Annotated in this window: 11 protein-coding genes and 1 tRNA gene; 9 read left to right on the top strand and 3 right to left on the bottom strand. The window is 68.4% G+C overall.

What is annotated here, in order from left to right; genetic code table 11:
• The first annotated feature begins 4 nt into the window (after positions 1-4).
• From flgL to C1704_RS02935, 4 genes are all read left to right on the top strand, one after another.
• On the top strand, positions 5-1213 hold the full coding sequence (gene flgL / locus C1704_RS02950; RefSeq protein ID WP_104300832.1) for a flagellar hook-associated protein FlgL: 1209 nt from the start codon (positions 5-7) through the stop codon (positions 1211-1213).
• A gap of 52 nt (positions 1214-1265) precedes the next feature.
• Entirely contained in the window at positions 1266-2471 is a 1206-nt protein-coding gene (locus C1704_RS02945; protein WP_104300830.1) for an EAL and HDOD domain-containing protein, read from the top strand.
• A gap of 75 nt (positions 2472-2546) precedes the next feature.
• On the top strand, positions 2547-6200 hold the full coding sequence (locus tag C1704_RS02940) for a PAS domain-containing sensor histidine kinase (protein ID WP_104300828.1): 3654 nt from the start codon (positions 2547-2549) through the stop codon (positions 6198-6200).
• A 62-nt stretch (positions 6201-6262) separates the two neighbouring features.
• On the top strand, positions 6263-6874 hold the full coding sequence (locus C1704_RS02935; protein WP_245876358.1) for an ANTAR domain-containing response regulator: 612 nt from the start codon (positions 6263-6265) through the stop codon (positions 6872-6874).
• Here C1704_RS02935 and C1704_RS02930 read toward each other — a convergent pair.
• The gene (locus C1704_RS02930; RefSeq protein WP_170064606.1) at positions 6855-8612 is read right to left on the bottom strand and encodes a sensor histidine kinase; all 1758 of its coding nucleotides are present in this window, start codon (positions 8610-8612) and stop codon (positions 6855-6857) included. The genes C1704_RS02935 and C1704_RS02930 overlap by 20 nt on opposite strands.
• A 167-nt stretch (positions 8613-8779) precedes the next feature.
• Here C1704_RS02930 and C1704_RS02925 point away from each other — a divergent pair, with 167 nt between their 5' ends.
• The 5 genes from C1704_RS02925 (at position 8780) to C1704_RS02905 (ending at position 17455) form a co-directional block, all read left to right on the top strand.
• Complete coding sequence (locus tag C1704_RS02925) at positions 8780-12511, top strand: response regulator (protein WP_104300822.1); 3732 nt, start codon at positions 8780-8782, stop codon at positions 12509-12511.
• Between the two features lie 4 nt (positions 12512-12515).
• Positions 12516-14756: an EAL domain-containing response regulator gene (locus tag C1704_RS02920; RefSeq protein WP_104300820.1), complete on the top strand. Its 2241-nt coding sequence runs from the start codon at positions 12516-12518 to the stop codon at positions 14754-14756.
• A gap of 2 nt (positions 14757-14758) precedes the next feature.
• Positions 14759-16591, top strand: a complete 1833-nt coding sequence (locus C1704_RS02915; RefSeq protein ID WP_104300818.1) for a sensor domain-containing diguanylate cyclase — start codon at positions 14759-14761, stop codon at positions 16589-16591.
• A gap of 73 nt (positions 16592-16664) precedes the next feature.
• Positions 16665-16955: a type II toxin-antitoxin system TacA family antitoxin gene (locus C1704_RS02910; RefSeq protein WP_104300816.1), complete on the top strand. Its 291-nt coding sequence runs from the start codon at positions 16665-16667 to the stop codon at positions 16953-16955.
• A 5-nt stretch (positions 16956-16960) separates the two neighbouring features.
• On the top strand, positions 16961-17455 hold the full coding sequence (locus C1704_RS02905; protein WP_104300814.1) for a GNAT family N-acetyltransferase: 495 nt from the start codon (positions 16961-16963) through the stop codon (positions 17453-17455).
• Between the two features lie 28 nt (positions 17456-17483).
• Here C1704_RS02905 and C1704_RS02900 read toward each other — a convergent pair.
• Positions 17484-17571 (bottom strand) — tRNA-Ser (locus C1704_RS02900).
• 28 nt (positions 17572-17599) lie between these two features.
• On the bottom strand, positions 17600-18421 hold the full coding sequence (locus C1704_RS02895; RefSeq protein ID WP_104300812.1) for a symmetrical bis(5'-nucleosyl)-tetraphosphatase: 822 nt from the start codon (positions 18419-18421) through the stop codon (positions 17600-17602).
• Positions 18422-18484 lie beyond the last annotated feature (63 nt).

Below are 18484 nucleotides of genomic sequence, written 5' to 3'. Positions count from 1 at the left end.
CACCATGCGCATCGCCACTGCCAGTGCCTACCAGGCCGCGATCCAGAACCTCCAGGACCGTCAGCTGGACCTCACCGACGCCCAGGTCCGTCTCACCAGCGGCAAGCGCGTCCTGCGCGCCAGCGACGACCCGACCGCCGCAGCCCGGGCCGAGCGGGCGCTGGCCACGACCGAGCGAGCCACGGTGTCGCAGCGGGCTGTGGAGTCCAGCCGCACGGCCATGACCCTGGCCGAGAGTGCGCTGGGCGATGCGGTGGGCCTGCTCCAGGCCGCCCGCGAATCGCTGGTGGCCGCCGGCAACGGCACTTACACCGCGGCCGAACGACAAGGCCTGGCCCAACAGCTCCAGCAGTATCGCGACCAGCTGCTGTCCATCGCCAACCGGCAGGATGGCGCGGGCAACTACCTGTTCGCGGGACAGGGGGCTGCAGGAGCGCCTTTCATCAACACCCCGGGCGGGGTGCAGTTCACCGGCATCGGCGGGGCCGTATCGGTGGCCTCCGGCGAGGTGCTGCCGGCCACTGTCGATGGCCAGATGACCTGGATGAGTGCGGGCACGGGCAACGGCGTCTTCGAGACCCAACGCACCGCCGTCAGCGGTGCGGCCTGGATCGATTCAGGACGAGTGACGGACCCTGCCCAGGTGCAGGGGCTGCGGTATGACGTGACCTTCAGCGTGGCAGCGGGCGTGACCACCTACAGCGTCCAGCCCCGAGACCCCGGCACAGGCACCCCGGTGGGGGGGGCCATCACGGGGCCTTACACCTCTGGCGCTGCCATTGCGATCGACGGCATCTCTTTCAACATCAGCGGCACACCCGCTGACGGAGACGAGTTCCGCATCCTGCCCAGCGAGCCCTCTCTGAGCGTGTTCGAAGCCCTGGACCGGGCCATCGCCGGTCTGCGCAACGGCAACGCCATCCCCGCCGAGGTGGTGCAGACCACGACCGACGGACTGCGCAACGTCGACTCCGTGCTGGGTCGCCTTCAGAGCGTGCGCAGCGCCGTGGGCGACACCTTGAACCGCATCGATGGGGTCGAGGATCGTCTGTCCTCCATCAAGCTCGCGGCCCAGGTAGATCGCTCGAATGCGGAAGATTTGGACATGGTGCAAGCTATTTCCGACTTCCAGAACAAGCAAACCGGCTACGATGCGGTCCTCAAGACCTACGGCACGGTCCAGCGGATGAGTCTGTTCCAGTATCTGGGCTGATCCTTCGCGGGGCGTGCCGGCCCAAACACTGCATCGAACCCTGCCGCTGCCCATGGACAACGACGTTCTGCGCAACATTGCGCTGAGCTACTCTCCGATGGTGGACCGTAACCGCAAGGTCACGGCCACCCGTCTCACGGTCTCATCCCTGCGCACCCAGGAGGCGCTCAAGGCGGACCACCTGCTTGCGGCCATCGCCGAGGTCTGGCCCGAGGGCGGTCAGCCTGTCTCGCTCAACATCATGAGTGAAACGCTCCTCAATGACCTGCTGCGCGCCAAGCCGCTGTCGTCGGTCATGGTGGAAATCCCGTCCTTCATCGCCTGCGACCCGGCCAATACCGAGGTCATCGCGCAGCTGCACGCCAACGGGAACACGCTGCTGTTGCATGGTCGCCCTCCGTCGCTGCTGCCGCGCGAGATCCTGCCGTGCTTCAAGCATTCCATCATCGACCTGGCAGACGACCGCCGCAAGAACGAGATCCCCGGCCATGTCGAGCCCGGGGTGGTGCGTTCCATGGGCTTCATTCAGAGCAACGTGCGCACCGTGGCCGAGATGGAGAACAGCTTTGCCCGCGGTGCCCTGGCCATCCTGGGCTGGCCCATCGAGGACGTCACCAGCACCGAGAGCCCGGCGGCCAGCCGTGCCGGCCAGCCAGACATGGCCGTGCTGGTCGAGCTCATCCGACGGGTGGACGAGGGCGAAGACATCGACAAGCTCGAGGTGGTGCTCAAGCGCGACCCCACGCTGGCCTACCAGCTCATGCGCTACATCAACTCGCCGGCCTTCGGCCTGTCGGTGGAGATCGGCTCCTTCCGTCACGCCATCATGATGCTTGGCTACAAGCGTCTGAAGCGCTGGCTTGCCCTGCTGCTGGCCACGGCCAGCAAGGACGCCAACATGCGCCCGGTGATGTTCGCCTCGGTGCGCCGGGGCATCTTCATGGAGCAACTGGTGGCCCACACGGGGGATGATGAGACCCGCGGTGAAGTCTTCATCTGCGGCGTGTTCTCCCTGCTGGACAAGCTGTTCCAGAAGCCCTTCGGCGAGCTGCTCAAGACCATCCCGGTGCCCGAGCGGGTCTACCAGGCCCTGGTTGAAGGTGAAGGTCCGCACCACCCCTATCTTGAGCTGGCGCGAGCGGTCGAAACCGAAACCGCGCCGGTGATCAACGAATATGCCGAGCATCTGCTGATGAGCCTGCAGGAAGTCAACCGGGCCGTGCTCGGTACCTTGACCATGGCCAATCAGCTGGAGTGAAGCCGCGCGCCCCCTGAGCCGGGGGGAGGGTGGGGCTCATCACAGGCGCCCGGGCCTGCTCTACACTGGGGCGCGATGAGCGCCGTCAATGCCAACCCGCCCCCCCAGGTGGCGGTCGACTTCGAGTTGCACACCGACCCGGGGCTGTGGCTGGACAAGGCTGGCCGTGTCGAGGCGGCCAACGCCGCAGCGCTGGAACGCCTGCGTGTGGCGCCGGGCGGGACGGTGCAGTCGCTGGTCGGCGCCTTGGGGCTGGGGGCCGTGCAATGGGTGCTGAGCCAGCTCCGGCAGGGCGGGCGGCAGCCGCCGGCCCAGGGGCCGCAGCCCTGGATGCTGGGGCCTCGCGTCATGCTGGCGGGTGGGCAGGCCGTGCGTGTGGCGCTTTCTCAGCAGCCGTCCCGGCGTTGGTGGCTGAGGCTGAGCCTGGCGCAGGCCATGGAGCGCTCCGCGCCGCCCCCGGCGCCAGCATCGGCGGCCGACGTTCCCGCGCTGGGCGAACTGCGCCGCATGTTCTGGGACTCTCCCTTTCCGGCCACCGTCCAGGACGCCCAGTTGCGTCTGGTGGATGTGAACCAGGCGCTGATCGACTACACCGGGTTTCCGCGGGACTACCTGATCGGGCTCGACCCTCTCGTGCTGCTCCATCCCGAGGACCGCGATGCCCAGCGCCTGAGCCGCCAGCAGCTCAGCCTGGCGCTGGGCGAGGGGGAGGAAGCGTCCGCCTTCTCGCAACGCCGACTCATCGATGCGAAAGGGCAGACCCGCTGGTACCGGGCAGTCACCCACCTGGTGCGCGGCGCGGCAGGTGCCAACCCCTGGCGGTTTTCCGTGCTGCAGGACTGCACGAGCGAGCATCTGGCCCGCGAAGCGGCCGAGCGCTCCGTGACCGAACTCGGGCATTGGTTCGACCTCACCCCGGTGGGCATGATGCTCTTCGACGAGGACGGCCTGATCGTGCGGGCCAATACGGCGCTGGCCCAGCTGGTCGGGGAGCTCCCGAGTTCGCTGGTTGACGTGCACGACAGCTTGCGCGAACTGCTGGGCTGGTACAGCGGCGGACCGCTTGCCGGCCTGCATCCGGGCAGCGCGCCTGTGCATCGCCATGGCTGGGTCGAGCACCCCGGCGGTGAGGAGCGGGCTTTGCGCGCGGTGGTGCGCTGCCTGGAAGCCCACCGGGGGCGGCGCCGTTTCATGTGTGTCATCGAAGACCGGACGGCCGAAGACGAGCTCGACCGGGCCCAGTCGCAACTGGGTGCGTTGGTCGAGACCGCCCATGCCGGGCTGGCGGTGTTCGATGATGAGCGAGGCCGTTTTGCCCCGTCGGGCGCGGCGGCCAGCGGACAGGTGCTGCCCTCCAGCCAGCTCAAGGCCATCAGCCGGGAACTCGTGCGCTCAGACACCCTGGCCGAGTTCGACCGCGTACAGCGCGCGCTTCGCAGCGGCGAACGCACCGAGGCCCGCTATGCCATCGTGCATCCCGAACTGGGCCTGCGCTGGCTGCTCACCCGCGTTGAGCCCCGTGTGCTCACCTCGGGCAAGCGCAGCACGTCGGTGGTCACCCTGGATGTGACCGATCAGCACCAGGCCCAGCAACGCAACGACCGCCTGCTGCGCGAACTCACCACCATCCTGGAAAGCACTTCGGCCGGCATCGCCTACCTGCGAGGACAGACCCTGCTGCGCTACAACCGGCAGTTCGAGCGCCTGCTGGGCCTGGATGGTGGCGCCACGCTCGAGCCGCGCCTGGGGGAGTTGCTGGTCGATGCCGGCCAGGAGCAGGATCTGGCCGACGAGGCGCTCAACACGCTGGCCTCGGCCGGCCAGTTCGAGACCGAGATCGAGGTGCGTCTGCCCGGCCGCGAGGCGCGCTGGTGCGCCCTGTCGATGCGACGGATGGACAGTCCCGGCCCCGAACTGGAGTCCATCGCGGTGCTGTCCGACATCACCCGGCTGAAGTCCCAGCAGATGGAGCTCGAGGCCGTGGTGCGCGACCGCGAGCTCATGTTCAGCCTGTCTGATGTGGGCATCGTCTTCCTGCGTCACGGTCGCGTGCAGCGCGCCAACGAGGGCTTCAGCCTGCTCAGCGGCTACTCGCTGGACGAACTCGAGCAGCGTCCCGAGTCGTCGTTGTTCGACGCCGAGTGGGACCCCGCCGGGCGTGACGACGCCGAGTCGCGCGCGCTGGTCGAGGTGGGCCACTGGACGGGCGAACGCGTCCTCAGCCGCAAGGATGGGCGCCTGCAGTGGGTGCAGGTGAGCAAGCGGCTGGTCCGGCCAGGTCACCCCGAAGGCGGCGTGATCGCCTCCTATGTGAACGTCGATGCCCGTCACAGGGCCGAGCAGGCGCTCGTCACCCAGGCCGAGCGCACCCGGGCCATCCTGGATTCGGTGTTCGTGGGCATCGTCACGGTCGGGCCGCATGGCATCGAATGGATGAACCGGTCGGCCCGCCGCATGTTCGGCGGGGAACTGGGCGATTTCGCGGGCAAGCCCATGAGCGTCGTGGCCGCCGAAGATCCGTCTCATCCCTTCCGCGACCAGGCACTGCTGGCCCGGCTCGACGAAGGACAGACTCACAACTTCGAATGCGAAGTGGCAGCCTTGGATGGACGGCGCTTCTGGGTCGTGGGCAATGCCGTGGTCACTGGGGCGCACGCCCTGGGAGGCCGCGAGCTGACCTTCGCCCTGCTGGATATCGACAGTCGCCGCCAGGCCGAACGCCGCATCGCCCAGGCCCAGGCCTCGCTGCAGCGCATCATCGAGCTGGCGCCTCTGGCCATCACGCTGCGGGACGCCCGCACGCTCAAGGTGCTGCAGATCAACCAGACGGCGGCCGACATTGCCGAGCGCCGCATTGACGAACTGGTCGGCACCACACCCGAAGACATCTACGGCGACCGGGCGGCCGCCCAGTTCCGCGCCGACATGGAGGAAGCCTTGCGCAGCGAAGGTGTGACGCACAAGGAATACCGTGTCCGGGTGAAAGGGCAGCCCACGGTGTGGGATGCGCGGTTCGTGCCCCTGGCCCAGCCGGGCGAATCGCCCGACCAGCTGCTGCTGGTGGCGGCCAACGTGACCGAGCAGCGGGCAGCCGAAGAGGCCCGGCTGGAGGCGGCGATCGCCCAGCGCGAGCTGCTGGTGAAGGAAGTTCACCACCGCATCAAGAACAATCTGCAGGGGGTGGCGGGTTTGCTTCAGCAGATCGCCCAGCGCAAGCCCGAGATGGCCGGCCCGATCAGCGAGGTCGCCGGCCAGGTCCAGGCGATCGCCCATGTGTACGGCCTGCAGGTGGGAGCCTCAGGGCCACTGCGCCTTCACAAGGTGGTCGAGGCCATCACGGGCTCGGTGCAACGCACCTTCGACCGCAGCATCGTGCTCAGCGTGGCGGGCGATGGTGCACAGCAATGGGTGCTGCCCGAGGCCGAGTCCATTCCCATTGCCCTCACGCTCAACGAACTGCTCACGAACGCCGTCAAGCACAGCCTGGCTGGCGACATCCATTGCCACCTGCAATGCGAGCCCGATGTGGTCACGATCGACGTCAGCAACCCGGGCACCCTGCCGCCCGGGTTTACCCTGGATCAGGTGCCCGCCGGGGTGTCCGGCCTGGGCCTGATCCGTGCCCTGTTGCCTCGGCGCAGCGCCCGTTTCGCCCTGGAAGGCGGCGATGGTGTGGTGCACGCCACAGTCCGGCTGATTCCTCCGGGGGTGTCGCGTCTGATGGCGTGATGCCGGGCTGTAGTTGGACGACAATACACTTTTGCGATGTTGCCGGCAGCACAAGGGACAGCGTGACGAACAAGGGCAAGATCCTCGTGGTCGATGACGACCGGCTGGTGCTGGCCACGCTCACCCATGGCCTGTCCCAGGCCGGCTATGAAGTCATCGATGCCGACAACGGCGACGATGCCATCCTGCTGGCCCGCCAGCACCGTCCCGGCCTGGCCCTGCTCGATATCCGCATGGAGGGCAAGAGCGGATTCGACGTGGCCGAGTACCTGCGCGCCTCGCTGCACACCCCCTTCATGTTCCTGTCAGCCTTCTCGGACGATGCCACGATCGAGAAGGTCAAGGAACTCGGTGCAGTGGCCTACCTCGTCAAGCCGCTGGACATCCGGCAGATCGTCCCGGCCGTGGAGGCCGCCTTTGCCCACCAGCAGTCCCATCGTGTGGAGCCGGTCGCTCCGGCCAACGATCCCGGCCGCCCGGCCGGAGGGGACGATGAGGCCCTGAAGGATGTCGTTGCGATCGCCGTGGGCATCGCCATGCACCGTTTCTCGCTCGATCGCCGTCAGGCGCTGGAGCGGCTGCGTCGCCAGGCCACCCATGAGGGTCTGAGCCTGGACGAGCAAGCCCGCCGTTTCGTGGCGGCGCTCGAAACCCTCAGCGCGCCGGGCGCGTGAGGGGGGCGGCAGTGGCCGCCTCGTTCAGCGTGAAGTAGAAGCACGCCCCCGCTCCCACCTCCGATTCGGCCCAGATCTGCCCACCGTGACGGCGCACGATGCGTTGCACCGTGGCCAGGCCCACGCCGGTGCCGGGGAAGTCGTTGGCACTGTGCAGGCGCTGGAACACGCCAAACAGCCTGTCTGCAAAGCGCATGTCGAAACCCGCGCCGTTGTCGCGCACGTGGTACACGCAGCGCCCGGTGTCCTGGCGGGCACCCAGCTCGATGCGTGCGGGGTCCGAGCGGGCCGAGTACTTCCAGGCATTGCCCAGCAGGTTCTCCAGCACCACACGCATCAGCGTGGGGTCGCCCTGCACCACGAGGTTTTCCTGGATGTGCACCTCGACACGCCGTTGCGGCGCCTGGCGGCGCAGATCTTCCACGATGTAGTGGGCGAGCTGGCTCAGGTTCACGGGTTGGGCCGCGATGGGCTTGGCCGTGAGCTGCGACAGGGCCAGCAGCGCATCGATCATGCCGTTCATGCGCGCCGCGGCCCCCAGCACCCGGTCGAGGTGGTCGTTGCCGATGCGGTCCAGCGCGTGGGCGTAATCCTCCTTGAGGATCTTGGCAAAGCCCTCGACCACGCGGATGGGCGCGCGCAGGTCGTGAGAAACCGTATAGCTGAACGATTCCAGCTCGCGCTCGACCGCGAGCCGCTCCGCCTGGGCGGCTTCATCGGCGGCAGAGGCCGCCGGGGTGCATACCACCAGCAGAGCCTTGCGCTGGGATCCCCCATGCTCAAACAGGAAGGGCTCCACTCGCATCTCCCAGCGGCGGGCCATCTCCGGCGACTCAGCATCCTGGGGGGGCGTCGGTTGTCCCAGCGCGGACAGCAGGGGTTGCACAGGCCATGACGCCACGCTGCGCACGGTGGCCAGCAACTCCTGCCCGGGCAGCAGCGCCGCCGACTGGCCGATGCATTGCGCCGCCCTTTCGTTGACGTGCCGGATGCGGTAAGGGGCTCCAGCGCCTTCAGCGGCTTCGGCCAGCAACACGGCGCTCGGCACGGTGTCGAGCAGGTGCAAGCCGATCTGGCGGTCGAACTGGAGTTCCACGCGGGCCGAGACGTCGCGGGCCGTCCCCAGGTAGCCGGTGAAGCGGCCCTGCTCGTCGAACCGCGGGCGACCACTGAGCAGCCACAGGCTGGTGCGGCCCTCGGGCTCGTTTCGGTGGGTGGGCAGGCCGGTGAACGGGCGCTGTGCGTCGAGCATGCCGCGGTAGGCCTCCCAGGTGCCCGCCTCACTGACAAAGTCTTCCCACAACGGCCGTCCCAGCCGGGACTGCACCTGCCACTGGCCCGCGGGAGCCTGAGGGGGCGGTCGCAGCCGTGTCAGACGGTGGGAGGGGTCGGTTTCCCAGTACCAGAACGGCAGCAGTTCAAGCAGTTCGCGGTGCTGGGCGCGGGCACGCTGCTCAGCCTTTCTCGCCGCTTCGTGTCGTTGCACGAACCACCAGGCCAGGGCGCCATTCAGGGCCAGACCGATGGCGAGCACCATCAGCAACAGATCGGAGCCCACGACCGCCCGCACGCCCTCGGCCCAGGACGCATGCACCCAGGCTGCACCGGCAAGGCTCAGGCCAAGCCAGATCAGGGTCAATGCGGCGCCCAGGCCGGCCGCGAGCAACAGATGGACGGCCTGGACGGACGGCGGGCGCGTGGCGGGGAAGGGGGCGGGTGCGGCAGGCCGTTCGCTCATGGCCGGCATTGTAAGGACGTGTTTTTGCCAACTGTTTCTCGTTTCTCCCGGTTCCCCGCAAGCTTGGGGCCTCAGATGCCCGAACATCGGCCCTCAAGTCGCCGCACCGCGCGCCGAAGACCTGACAAGTGCCTTCCCACGGATGGGAGGGTCCGCCCATCCTGCCCATGACGACTTCTGCCGTCCGCCCCGCCGCTTTGCCGTTCGACCCCGTCACGGGGCCGACGCCGGCGCATGCTCAGACCCTGCCGGAGGCGCTGGTCGAGTGCGTTCTCGCAGCCAAGAGCCTGGGCGCGGCTCTGGAAGCCGTGGCCCGGCACCTGGCGCAACACTGGCAGGCCACGGGCTGGAGCCTGTGGCGGGTGGACGACTGGAACGGCTCCACCGGGCTCATCTATCCGTGGGAAGAGGATGCCCGTGAGGCCCACCATCACGTGGATCTCAGCTTGTTGTCCACCGTGCGGCACGATGATGCGCAAGCCGGCGAGGCCATCGCTCGCCACGCGCCGCTGCGGGCAGCCGATCAGAGTGCCCTGTGGTTGCCCGTGTGGAGCGACGAAACGCCGGTGGCCGTGATGCATTGGCAGGGCATGGCCGCCATGGACGACCCTCAGGCGGAGCGTTTGCTCGATCTGGCATCACGCCAGCTGGGTTTGCTGGCGCGTGCCGAAGTGGCGTGCAACGGCCTCGCCACCCACATGGAACACCTGCGCCGTCTGACGCTGGTGGCAGCGCACGCCACCAGCGGCGTGATCGTGGCCGACACCGACGGGCGCATCGAGTGGGTCAACGACGGGTTCACGCGCATCACCGGCGTGCCGGCCGACCATGCGGTGGGCTGCGAGGCCTGGGAGTTGTTCCAGCTGGGGCCCTCGCCCGAGGCGGCGGCGCAGCGCCTCAAGCGCGCCGTACAGGCCCGTCGTCCCTTCCGCCTGCAGTACGAGGCCGAGCGGCCTTTGCCGGGTGGCGCCACCGAGCCCTACTGGGCCGAGATCGAGGCGGCCCACGTGCTGGACGAACACCGCGCGCGTTTCGTCTATCTGGGCATCCTGACGGACGTCACCGAACGCCAGCGCCACACCGAGCAGATCGAGCGCGAACGGCGTTGGCTCGATACCTTGATCGAGCACCTGCCGGTGAGCCTGTTCGTGATCAACCCCACCGACCTGCGCGTCATCCAGGTCAATCGCCAGGCCGAGCGTGAATTCGGCCTGCGCCGCGAGGACCTGCTGGGGCTGCCCCCGGCCGAGGCCTACGGCCATCGCCTGACCGAACTGCTCGTGCCCTCGGTCCGGCGCGCGCTGCGCGACGAGTCCTGGATCGAGGACGATGTCACCTGGACCACCCGCCAGCGGGGAGAGCGCCATCTGAATGTGCGCTACCTCACCCTGCGCCAGAACGACGGGGCGCCCCACGCCTTGCTGGTCGTCGCGCGCGATGTGACCGACAGCCGAAGGGCTCAGGCTGCCCTGCTCGAGTCCGAGGCCCGTTTCCGGGAGTTCGTCGATACCGTGGACGACCACGTCTTCATCACGACCCCAGACCGGCGCAGCTACGACTACCTCGGCCCACGCCTGTATCACTTCTGGGGGGTGACACCCCAGGAGCTCACGGTGGATCCAGCCCGCGCCTACGCGCGCATTCCTCCCGAAGACCGCGCGGCGATCGAGCGGCGACGTGAGATGGAGGAGCAGTTGCTGCCGACGGACGTGGTGCACCGCGTCATCCACCCTGACCGCGGCCTGCGCTGGATGCGCACGCGCACCCGCAGCCAGCGGCGTGCCGACGGCAGCGTGTGCGTGCATGGCATCACCACCGACGTGACGGCCGAGCACGAGCGTGAGCAGGAGTTGCAGCGCGCGCGGGACCAGGCCGAGTCGGCCAGCCTGGCCAAGAGCCAGTTCATGGCCAACATGAGCCACGAGATCCGCACGCCGATGAACGGCATCCTGGGCATGACCGAGCTTCTGCTGGGTACGGCGCTGTCCGAAAAGCAGCGACGCTTCGCGCAGGCCGTCTACCGTTCGGGCGAGAACCTGCTGGAGATCATCAACGACATCCTCGACTTCTCGCGCATCGAGGCCGGCAAGATGGAACTGGCGCGCAGCGACTTCGTGCTGCGCTCGGTGGTCGAGGACACCCTGGAACTGATGGCGCCGCGCGCCCACGAGAAGCGGCTGGAGCTGACCTTCCGCGAGGCGCCCGGCGTGCCGCCGCTGGTGCACGGCGATGCCCTGCGCCTGCGCCAGGTGCTGACCAACCTCGTGGCCAATGCCATCAAGTTCACCGAGTCCGGCGAGGTGGTCGTGGACCTGGAGGCCCGGGACGCGCCCGAGGATCTGGGCCTGGCCCTGGAGCCCGACCAGAAGGCGGTGCTCCTGTCGTTCACCGTGCGCGACACCGGCATCGGCATCGAGCCCGACGTGCTGCCCCGGCTCTTCAGCGCCTTCACCCAGGCCAACAGCGGGACGGCCAAGCGCTACGGTGGCACGGGCCTGGGCCTGGCCATCTCCCGCCAGCTCGTGGAACTGATGGGCGGCAAGATCGACGTGCGCAGCCTGCCGGGCGTGGGCTCCGCGTTCAGTTTCACCGTCCCGGTGAGCGTGTCGCCCTTCTCGAATGCGGCCGCCGAGCTCGACGCGCTGGACATGCCCAGCCTCAGGCTGCTCGTGGTGGAGGATCACGAGACCAACCGGGCCGTGCTCGAGAACATGCTGGGTGCGTGGGGGCTGCATGTGACCTGCGCGGTGGACGGTCAGGACGCCCTGGAGGTCATCGAGCGCGAAAACCGCGAGGGCCGGCACTTCGATCTTGCGCTGGTGGACATGCAGATGCCGCGCCTCAACGGCGTGCAGTTCGCGCGCGTCCTGCGCGACAGCCGCCCCGAACTGCCCACCAAGCTGATCCTGCTGTCGTCGGTATCCTCGCCGGACGACGTCCGTCTGGCGCACGAGGTGGGCTTCCAGCGCTATCTGGCCAAACCGGTGCGCAAGGTGGAACTGCGTCAGGCCATCCTGGGGGTGTCCAGCGGCCCGGCGCGGACGTCCGCACCCGCCCCCCGTTACCCGCACCGCGTCCTGGTCGTCGAGGACAACCCGGTCAACCAGGAAGTGATCCAGCAGATGCTACGCCGCCTGGGGTGCCAGGTGCACATCGCCACCTCGGGACTGGAAGGGCTGCGCAGCTTGTGCGAACATCGCTTCGAACTGGTGCTGATGGACATCCAGATGCCCGGCATGGACGGTGTGGAAACGCTCAGGTGGTTCCGGCGGGGTCCCGGCGGCCGTTTTGCCTTCGTCACCCCCTCCCAGACGCCCGTCGTGGCCGTCACCGCCAACGCCCTGGGGGGCGATGAAGAGCGCTTCCTGGACCTGGGCTTCAACGACTATCTCTCCAAGCCCTTCCGGCAGAACCAGTTGCTGGCCGTGCTCGCCCGCTGGCTGCCCGAAGCCGAGCCGCTGGCGGCCATGGCGCCCGAGCCGACGGCCCCTCAGCCCGATACCTCGCTGCCGGAGACCCGCATGCGCACCCCGGACCCCAACATCTTCGACCCGCAGGCCGTCCAACGCCTGCGCGATCTCGATCCCAAGGGCGAGAACCAGCTTCTGGACCGGCTGTTTCGCACGTTCGAGGCCTCCCTGCAGCGCCTTATCCCCCAAATGGTGGAAGCCCACGAAGTGCGGGATATGGCGACAATCCGGCTGACGGCCCACACGCTGAAGTCGTCCTGCGCCAGCGTCGGGGCTTTGAAGCTGTCGGCACAATGTGCCGATATCGAATCCGTGATCCGAAGCGGGTCCGCTGAGCCGCTGGACGAGCGCATCGTGGCCGTCCGGGACGAAACCGACCGCGTGCTGGAAAGCCTGAAGACCTACTTGCGAGACGTGCCGACCACCTGACCCCATGAGCTACGCCGCGCCCTCCGACGACATCGACCTCGAGCAGCCCAAGGTGCTGCTGGTCGACGACGACGAGGTCAACCTGCTGTTGACTTCGATCGCGCTGCGCGAGCGTGGCTTTGCGATCACCGAGGCGTCCAGCGGCGAGAAAGCCCTGCGCATGCTGGCCGACTGGTCGCCCGATGTGATCGTGCTCGACGCCATCATGCCCGGCATGGATGGTTTCACCACCTGCCGCGAGCTGCGGGCGCTGCCGGGCTTCCATGCCACACCGGTGCTCATGCTCACCGGGCTCGACGACGACGCCTCCATCACCCGCGCCTACGAGGCCGGAGCCACCGACTTCTTCGTGAAGTCCACCCAGTGGAGCCTGCTCTCAGGCCGGCTGCGCTACCTGTTGCGCTCCTCGCGCACCCGGCAGGCACTCGAGCGCAGCAAGGCCCAGCTGGCCCGCGCCCAGGACCTGGCCCGCATGGGCAGCTTCGACTGGCACGTGGACAAGGGCACTCTGGCCCTGTCGGTGGAAGGCCTGCGTGTGTTCGGTCTGGGGCCCGGCGACCACATGAACCTGCGCGACGTGCTGCACATGGTCCCGGCCGACGAACGCAAGGGGTTCATCGCCATCCTGCGCGAGGTGCTGCGCCACAACACCGTGCTGTGCACCGACATCCCCGTCAATCTGGTGGATGGCCGCCAGCGAGTCGTTCACGTCGAGGCCGAGCCGGAGTTCGACGAACACGGCAACCTCAGCGTGTACAACGGCATCGTCCAGGACGTGACCGACCGGCGCATTGCCGAGGACAAGATCAAGCACCTGGCCAACTTCGACTCCCTCACCGGACTGCCGAACCGGCGCCAGATCATCTGGCGGGCCGAACGTGCCATCGAGCATGCCAAGCAGCTCCATCACGAGGTGGGCCTGCTGCTGATCGACCTCGACCGCTTCAAGATCATCAACGACACCCTGGGCCACGCGGCCGGCGACGAGCTCCTGATGGAGGTGGCGCGCCGCCTGCGCGCCTGCGTCCGCCACTCCGACCAGGTCATCGATGCACCGCTGGATGCCCTGGGGTCGCGGGCCCACCGCACGCTGGAGGCCGTCGGGCGTCTGGGTGGCGACGAGTTCGTGGCCTTGCTGCCCGAAGTGGGCGGGGAGCGCGATGCGCAGCGGGTGGCCCAGCGCATCCTGGAGGCCTTGCGCGAGCCGGTGCTCGTGGGGGGGCAGGAGTGCTTCGTCACGGCCAGCGTGGGCATCGCGCTGTTCCCGCGCGATGGCACCACGGTGGCCGACCTGCAGCGCAACTCCGACGTGGCGATGTACGCCGCCAAGAACCAGGGTCGCAACGCTTCCGCCCTCTACTCGCCCGAGCTGGCCGGCATGGGTCGCGAGAAGCTCGAACTCGAGTCGGCCCTGCACAAGGCCCTGGAGCGCGGCGAGCTTGTGCTGCACTACCAACCCAAGATCGACGTGAGCACCGGCACCATGACCGGCGCCGAGGCGCTCATGCGCTGGCAGCGCGGCGACCAGCTCATCTCGCCGGCCGACTTCATCCCCTTGGCCGAGGAAACCGGCCTGATCGTTCCCATGAGCTACTGGGCGCTGCACGAAGCGGCCCGTCAGGCTCATCAGTGGGAGCGGTCGCTGGGCATGCCGCTGCCGGTGGCTGTCAACCTGCCCAGCCGCATGTTCCTGCGCACCGACCTGATCGACAGTCTTCAGGCCCAGCTGGCCGAACTCCAGGCACCAGCCTCCTGCCTGCAGCTCGAGATCACCGAAACCGGCCTGATGAAGGATCTCCAGAACGTCATGCCCTCGCTCAAGCGGTTGAACCAGCTGGGCCTGGAAATCTCCATCGACGATTTCGGCACCGGCTACTCGTCGCTGGCCTACCTCACCACGCTGCCCATCGGTGAGCTCAAGATCGATCGCTCCTTCATCCGCGATCTGGGCGCCCGGCCGGAGAGCGTGGCCGTGGTGACCGCCATCATCGCCTTGGCGCGGTCGCTGGGCCTGCGCGTGATCGCCGAGGGCGTGGAGACCATGCTCCAGATGGAAGTGCTCAACCGCCTGGGCTGCAGCGTCATGCAGGGTTTCCTGTTCAGCCGGCCCTTGCCTGCGGCCGATCTGGAGTCATGGCTGCGCCAGACCGTGCTGCCGCGCAAGGCTCCATGGATCAGCAACACGGGCAAGGGCGAGACGCTGCCGTCAGCGCCTCGGTCTCAGACCACCCGGGTGGCCGGCTGAGCATGAGCACCTCCCCCCAGCCCACCCAGCCCGCGCCACTGGGCGGTCCCCAGACGCCTGCCCAGCTGGCCAAGGCGGCGCTGCGCCGACTTGCGCTGGAGCGCCTGGAGCCCACGCCCGAGAACTATCTCAAGGCCTATCGCACCGAGGCCGGCGAGCCCGTCCCGGAGGTGACGATGCCATTGGCCGTGCAGCGGCTCGTCGAGCGGCTGGCCCAGCGCCTGCCCGATGCGGGGCCTCTGATGGAGGCAGTGGCCAAGGGGCGCTACGACCAGGCCGAGCGCTGGCTGGCCACGGTGGCACCGGCCGCCGGCAGCTCCGACGCCAACACCTGGGCCCAGCTCATCGGCCGCCTCGTCAAGGGGGTGGAGCGTGGCGGACGTCAATGGACCAGCGCCCGCAAGAAGGACAGCCTGCAGCGCGTGCTCGCCGGCAGCCGCAGCGACCCGGGGCGTCTTCAGCAGCGCCTCTCCCAGCTGGTGGCAGGCTGGGACAGCGACACCGCCGGCGACACCCCGGACGTGCTCGATGATCCGGTCCTGGCCGAGGCCATGGCCTCCGGACCCGCCCCCCTGCTCACGCAGCCGGCCCCGCTGGATGAGCCATCCCGGCCTGAATCCCCGGCGGGTGAGGGCGAGGGCCTGGGTCCCACCTGGGCCGAGGTGGTGGCGGATCTGGCGCAGGCCATCGCGGCGGCGCTGCCCGACGACGACCCGCGTTGCACCCGCCTCAAGGCCCGCCTGGCCGACCTGCTGGCCCCGCTGGCCGAACAGCCCGACGACGACCTGGCGGCCGACTGGCGAGGCTGGGCCGCAGACGCCCAGCGCCTGACCGAACACCGCCAGCACCTCACCGAACAGTTGCGGGGGCTGTGCGACGAGCTCAGTGCCAGCCTGGGCGACCTGGCGGAAGACGGCAGCTGGGTGCAAGGGCAGAGCGAGATGATGCGCGCGCGACTCCAGGAGGGGCTGACCGCGCGCACCGTTCGCTCGGTGAGCCACCTGTTGCACGCCACCCGCGAGCGCCAGGGCGAGATCAAGGCCGAGCGGGCGCGCTCGCGCGACATGCTCAAGCAGCTCATCAACAGCATGGTGCAGCGCATCGGCGAACTGGGCGCGCGCACCGGCAGCTACCAGAGCAGCATGGACCGCTACGTCCAGGTCATCCAGCAGGCCGACACCCTCGAAAGCCTGGCTGGCGTCGTCAAGGAACTGGTGGACGAAACCCGCAGCGTGCAAAGCGCGGTGCAGGACACCCACGAACAGTTGCGCACCGAACACGCCCAGGCCGAGGCCCTGCAGACCCGCGTGCGCGAGCTCGAAGCCGAGCTGCAGCGCCTGTCCACCGAGGTGTCCACCGACCAGCTCACCGAAATCGCCAACCGCCGCGGCCTGATCCAGGCCTTCGAGGTGGAACATGCGCGCATGCAGCGCCAGGGCGGTGAACTGGCCGTGGGCCTGCTCGACATCGACAACTTCAAGAAGCTCAACGACACCCTGGGCCACCAGACCGGCGACGAGGCGCTGAAATTCCTGGCCAACCACGTCAAGCAGGCCCTGCGTCCCATGGACACCGTGGCCCGCTACGGCGGCGAGGAATTCGTCGTGCTGCTGCCCCAGACCACCACCGAAGAAGCCAGCGTCGTGCTCACGCGGCTGCAGCGCACGCTCACCGCCAACTTCTTCATGCACAACGAGCAGCAGGTCTTCGTGACCTTCTCGGCCGGCGTCACTCTGTTCCGCCCCGGCGAGCGACTGGAAGAAACCCTGGACCGCGCCGACGAGGCGCTCTACGAGGCCAAGCGCACGGGGAAGAACCGGACCTGCGTGGCGTGACCCCGAAGGGGGGTGTAATGACTTCGTCGTTACGGCGTGTTATTGTGTGGACCTGAGACCTCAGAGACCGCGCATGACCACCGCCAGCACCACTAAGACACGCCGGGACACGCTGAATCTGCGCATTCCGCCGGCCGAGCGCAACCTGATCGATCGTGCCGCGGAGTCGGCCGGCAAGACCCGCACGGACTTCATCCTGGAAGCCGCACGCCGCGCGGCCGAAGAGGCGCTCCTGGATCGCGCCCTGATGGTGGTCAGTCCCGAGGCCTATGGCGAATTCCTGAAACGGCTTGACCGCCCGGCACAGCCCAACGAGCCGTTGCGGCGGACGATGCGCAGCAAGGCACCTTGGCGCACCGCCTGAAGCGGATGCTGCGCGCCCCCGAACCGTTCACTGCAGACCACGACATCGACGGCTTCGATTGCGGAGTCCCGTCGCTCAACCAATGGCTCGCACGCCGCGCGGCGGCGAACCAGGCCAGCGGCGCCTCACGCACCTTCGTCGCGTGTGATGGCCACAAGGTGGTCGGCTACTACGCCCTGGCGTCCAGCGCGGTCGCCCCTGCGGCCGCCCCCGGCCGCTTTCGTCGCAACATGCCCGATCCTGTCCCGGTCGTTGTGCTCGGGCGGCTGGCCGTCGCCACAAGTCATCGAGGGCAGGGGCTTGGTCGCGCACTCTTCCAGGACGCCGCATTGCGCGTCCTCCACGCCGCCGACGCCATCGGCATCCGTGGCCTGGTCGTCCACGCTTTGTCTGAAGAGGCCAAGACCTTCTACCTGCGCCTCGGCCTGGAAGAATCGCCGCTCGATCCGATGACGCTGATGGTGACGGTCGCCGACCTGAGGGTTGCGGTGGGGCCGTGACGTTAGCCAGCACGGTCAATGCTCATTCTGGCGGAAGCGGTGAGATTCGAACTCACGAACGGTTGCCCGTTGCCGGTTTTCAAGACCGGTGCAATCGACCACTCTGCCACGCTTCCGAGAGGGATTCGATTCTAGCGCCGCCCTCTATTCGGGGCGTTGGGCCGGCTCGCAAGCCACCTGAATGACTTCGCGCCTTCCGCCGTCGATGCGAACCGCAGTGAGCTGGCCGCCCCAGACGCAGCCGGTGTCAATGGCCAGCAAGTCCGGGCGGTTGATGAGGCCGAGCGTGGACCAGTGGCCGAAGGCGATGGGCGTGCCGGCGGTGCGGCGTCCGGGGGCTTCAAACCAGGGGAAGTAGCCGGCCGGGGCGGCGTCCAGGCCTTCCTTGGTGGCGAACTCCAGGCGGCCGTCCGCTGTGCAGTAGCGGATGCGGGTGAAGGTGTTGATCACGAAGCGCAGGCGGTCGTGGCCGGCGAGGTCGTCGTGCCATTGCGCCGGATCGTTGCCGTACATCACCTGCAGGAACTCGCCCAGCGCGTCGCTGCGCAGGTGTGCCTCGGCCTCGGCGGCCAGGGCCAGGGTCTGGGCGGCGTCCCACTGCGGCACCACGCCCGCATGCACCATCAGCCAGCCATGAGCCTGCACCGCCAGCCGCTGCTGGCGCAGCCAGGTGAGCCAGGCCTCGCGGTCCGGTGCGTCGAGGATCGGGCCCAGCGTGTCGTTGCGATGGGGCTTGCGCACCCCATGGGCCACGGCCAGCAGGTGCAGGTCGTGGTTGCCCAGCAGGCAGGTGGCCGACTCTTCGAAGGAGGCCAGGCGCCGAAGAACATCCAGCGAACGCGGGCCCCGGTTGACGAGGTCGCCCAGGGCATAGAGGCGGTCGCGTGACGGGGAAAAATCGATGTCGGCCAGCAGCCGGTCCAGGGCATCGCAGCAGCCCTGCAGGTCGCCGATGAGGTAGATCATGGCCCCGATTCTGCTACGCTCCCTCACTCCTGTAACAACTCACCCCGTCGGCAGCGCCTGCGG

It is taken from the genome of Caldimonas caldifontis, from assembly GCF_002930615.1.
GTDB lineage: Bacteria > Pseudomonadota > Gammaproteobacteria > Burkholderiales > Burkholderiaceae_C > Caldimonas > Caldimonas caldifontis.
The sequence above is the reverse complement of the archived record's forward strand: the minus strand, read 5'-3'. Positions and strand labels throughout refer to the sequence as shown.

Coding starts and splice junctions, on each gene's coding strand:
- C1704_RS02930 (WP_170064606.1), bottom strand. CDS start 8,612: ATGAGCGAACGGCCTGCCGCACCCGCCCCCTTCCCCGCCACGCGCCCG.
- C1704_RS02905 (WP_104300814.1), top strand. CDS start 16,961: ATGCTGCGCGCCCCCGAACCGTTCACTGCAGACCACGACATCGACGGC.
- C1704_RS02920 (WP_104300820.1), top strand. CDS start 12,516: ATGAGCTACGCCGCGCCCTCCGACGACATCGACCTCGAGCAGCCCAAG.
- C1704_RS02895 (WP_104300812.1), bottom strand. CDS start 18,421: ATGATCTACCTCATCGGCGACCTGCAGGGCTGCTGCGATGCCCTGGAC.
- flgL (WP_104300832.1), top strand. CDS start 5: ATGCGCATCGCCACTGCCAGTGCCTACCAGGCCGCGATCCAGAACCTC.
- C1704_RS02940 (WP_104300828.1), top strand. CDS start 2,547: ATGAGCGCCGTCAATGCCAACCCGCCCCCCCAGGTGGCGGTCGACTTC.
- C1704_RS02910 (WP_104300816.1), top strand. CDS start 16,665: ATGACCACCGCCAGCACCACTAAGACACGCCGGGACACGCTGAATCTG.
- C1704_RS02945 (WP_104300830.1), top strand. CDS start 1,266: ATGGACAACGACGTTCTGCGCAACATTGCGCTGAGCTACTCTCCGATG.
- C1704_RS02925 (WP_104300822.1), top strand. CDS start 8,780: ATGACGACTTCTGCCGTCCGCCCCGCCGCTTTGCCGTTCGACCCCGTC.
- C1704_RS02915 (WP_104300818.1), top strand. CDS start 14,759: ATGAGCACCTCCCCCCAGCCCACCCAGCCCGCGCCACTGGGCGGTCCC.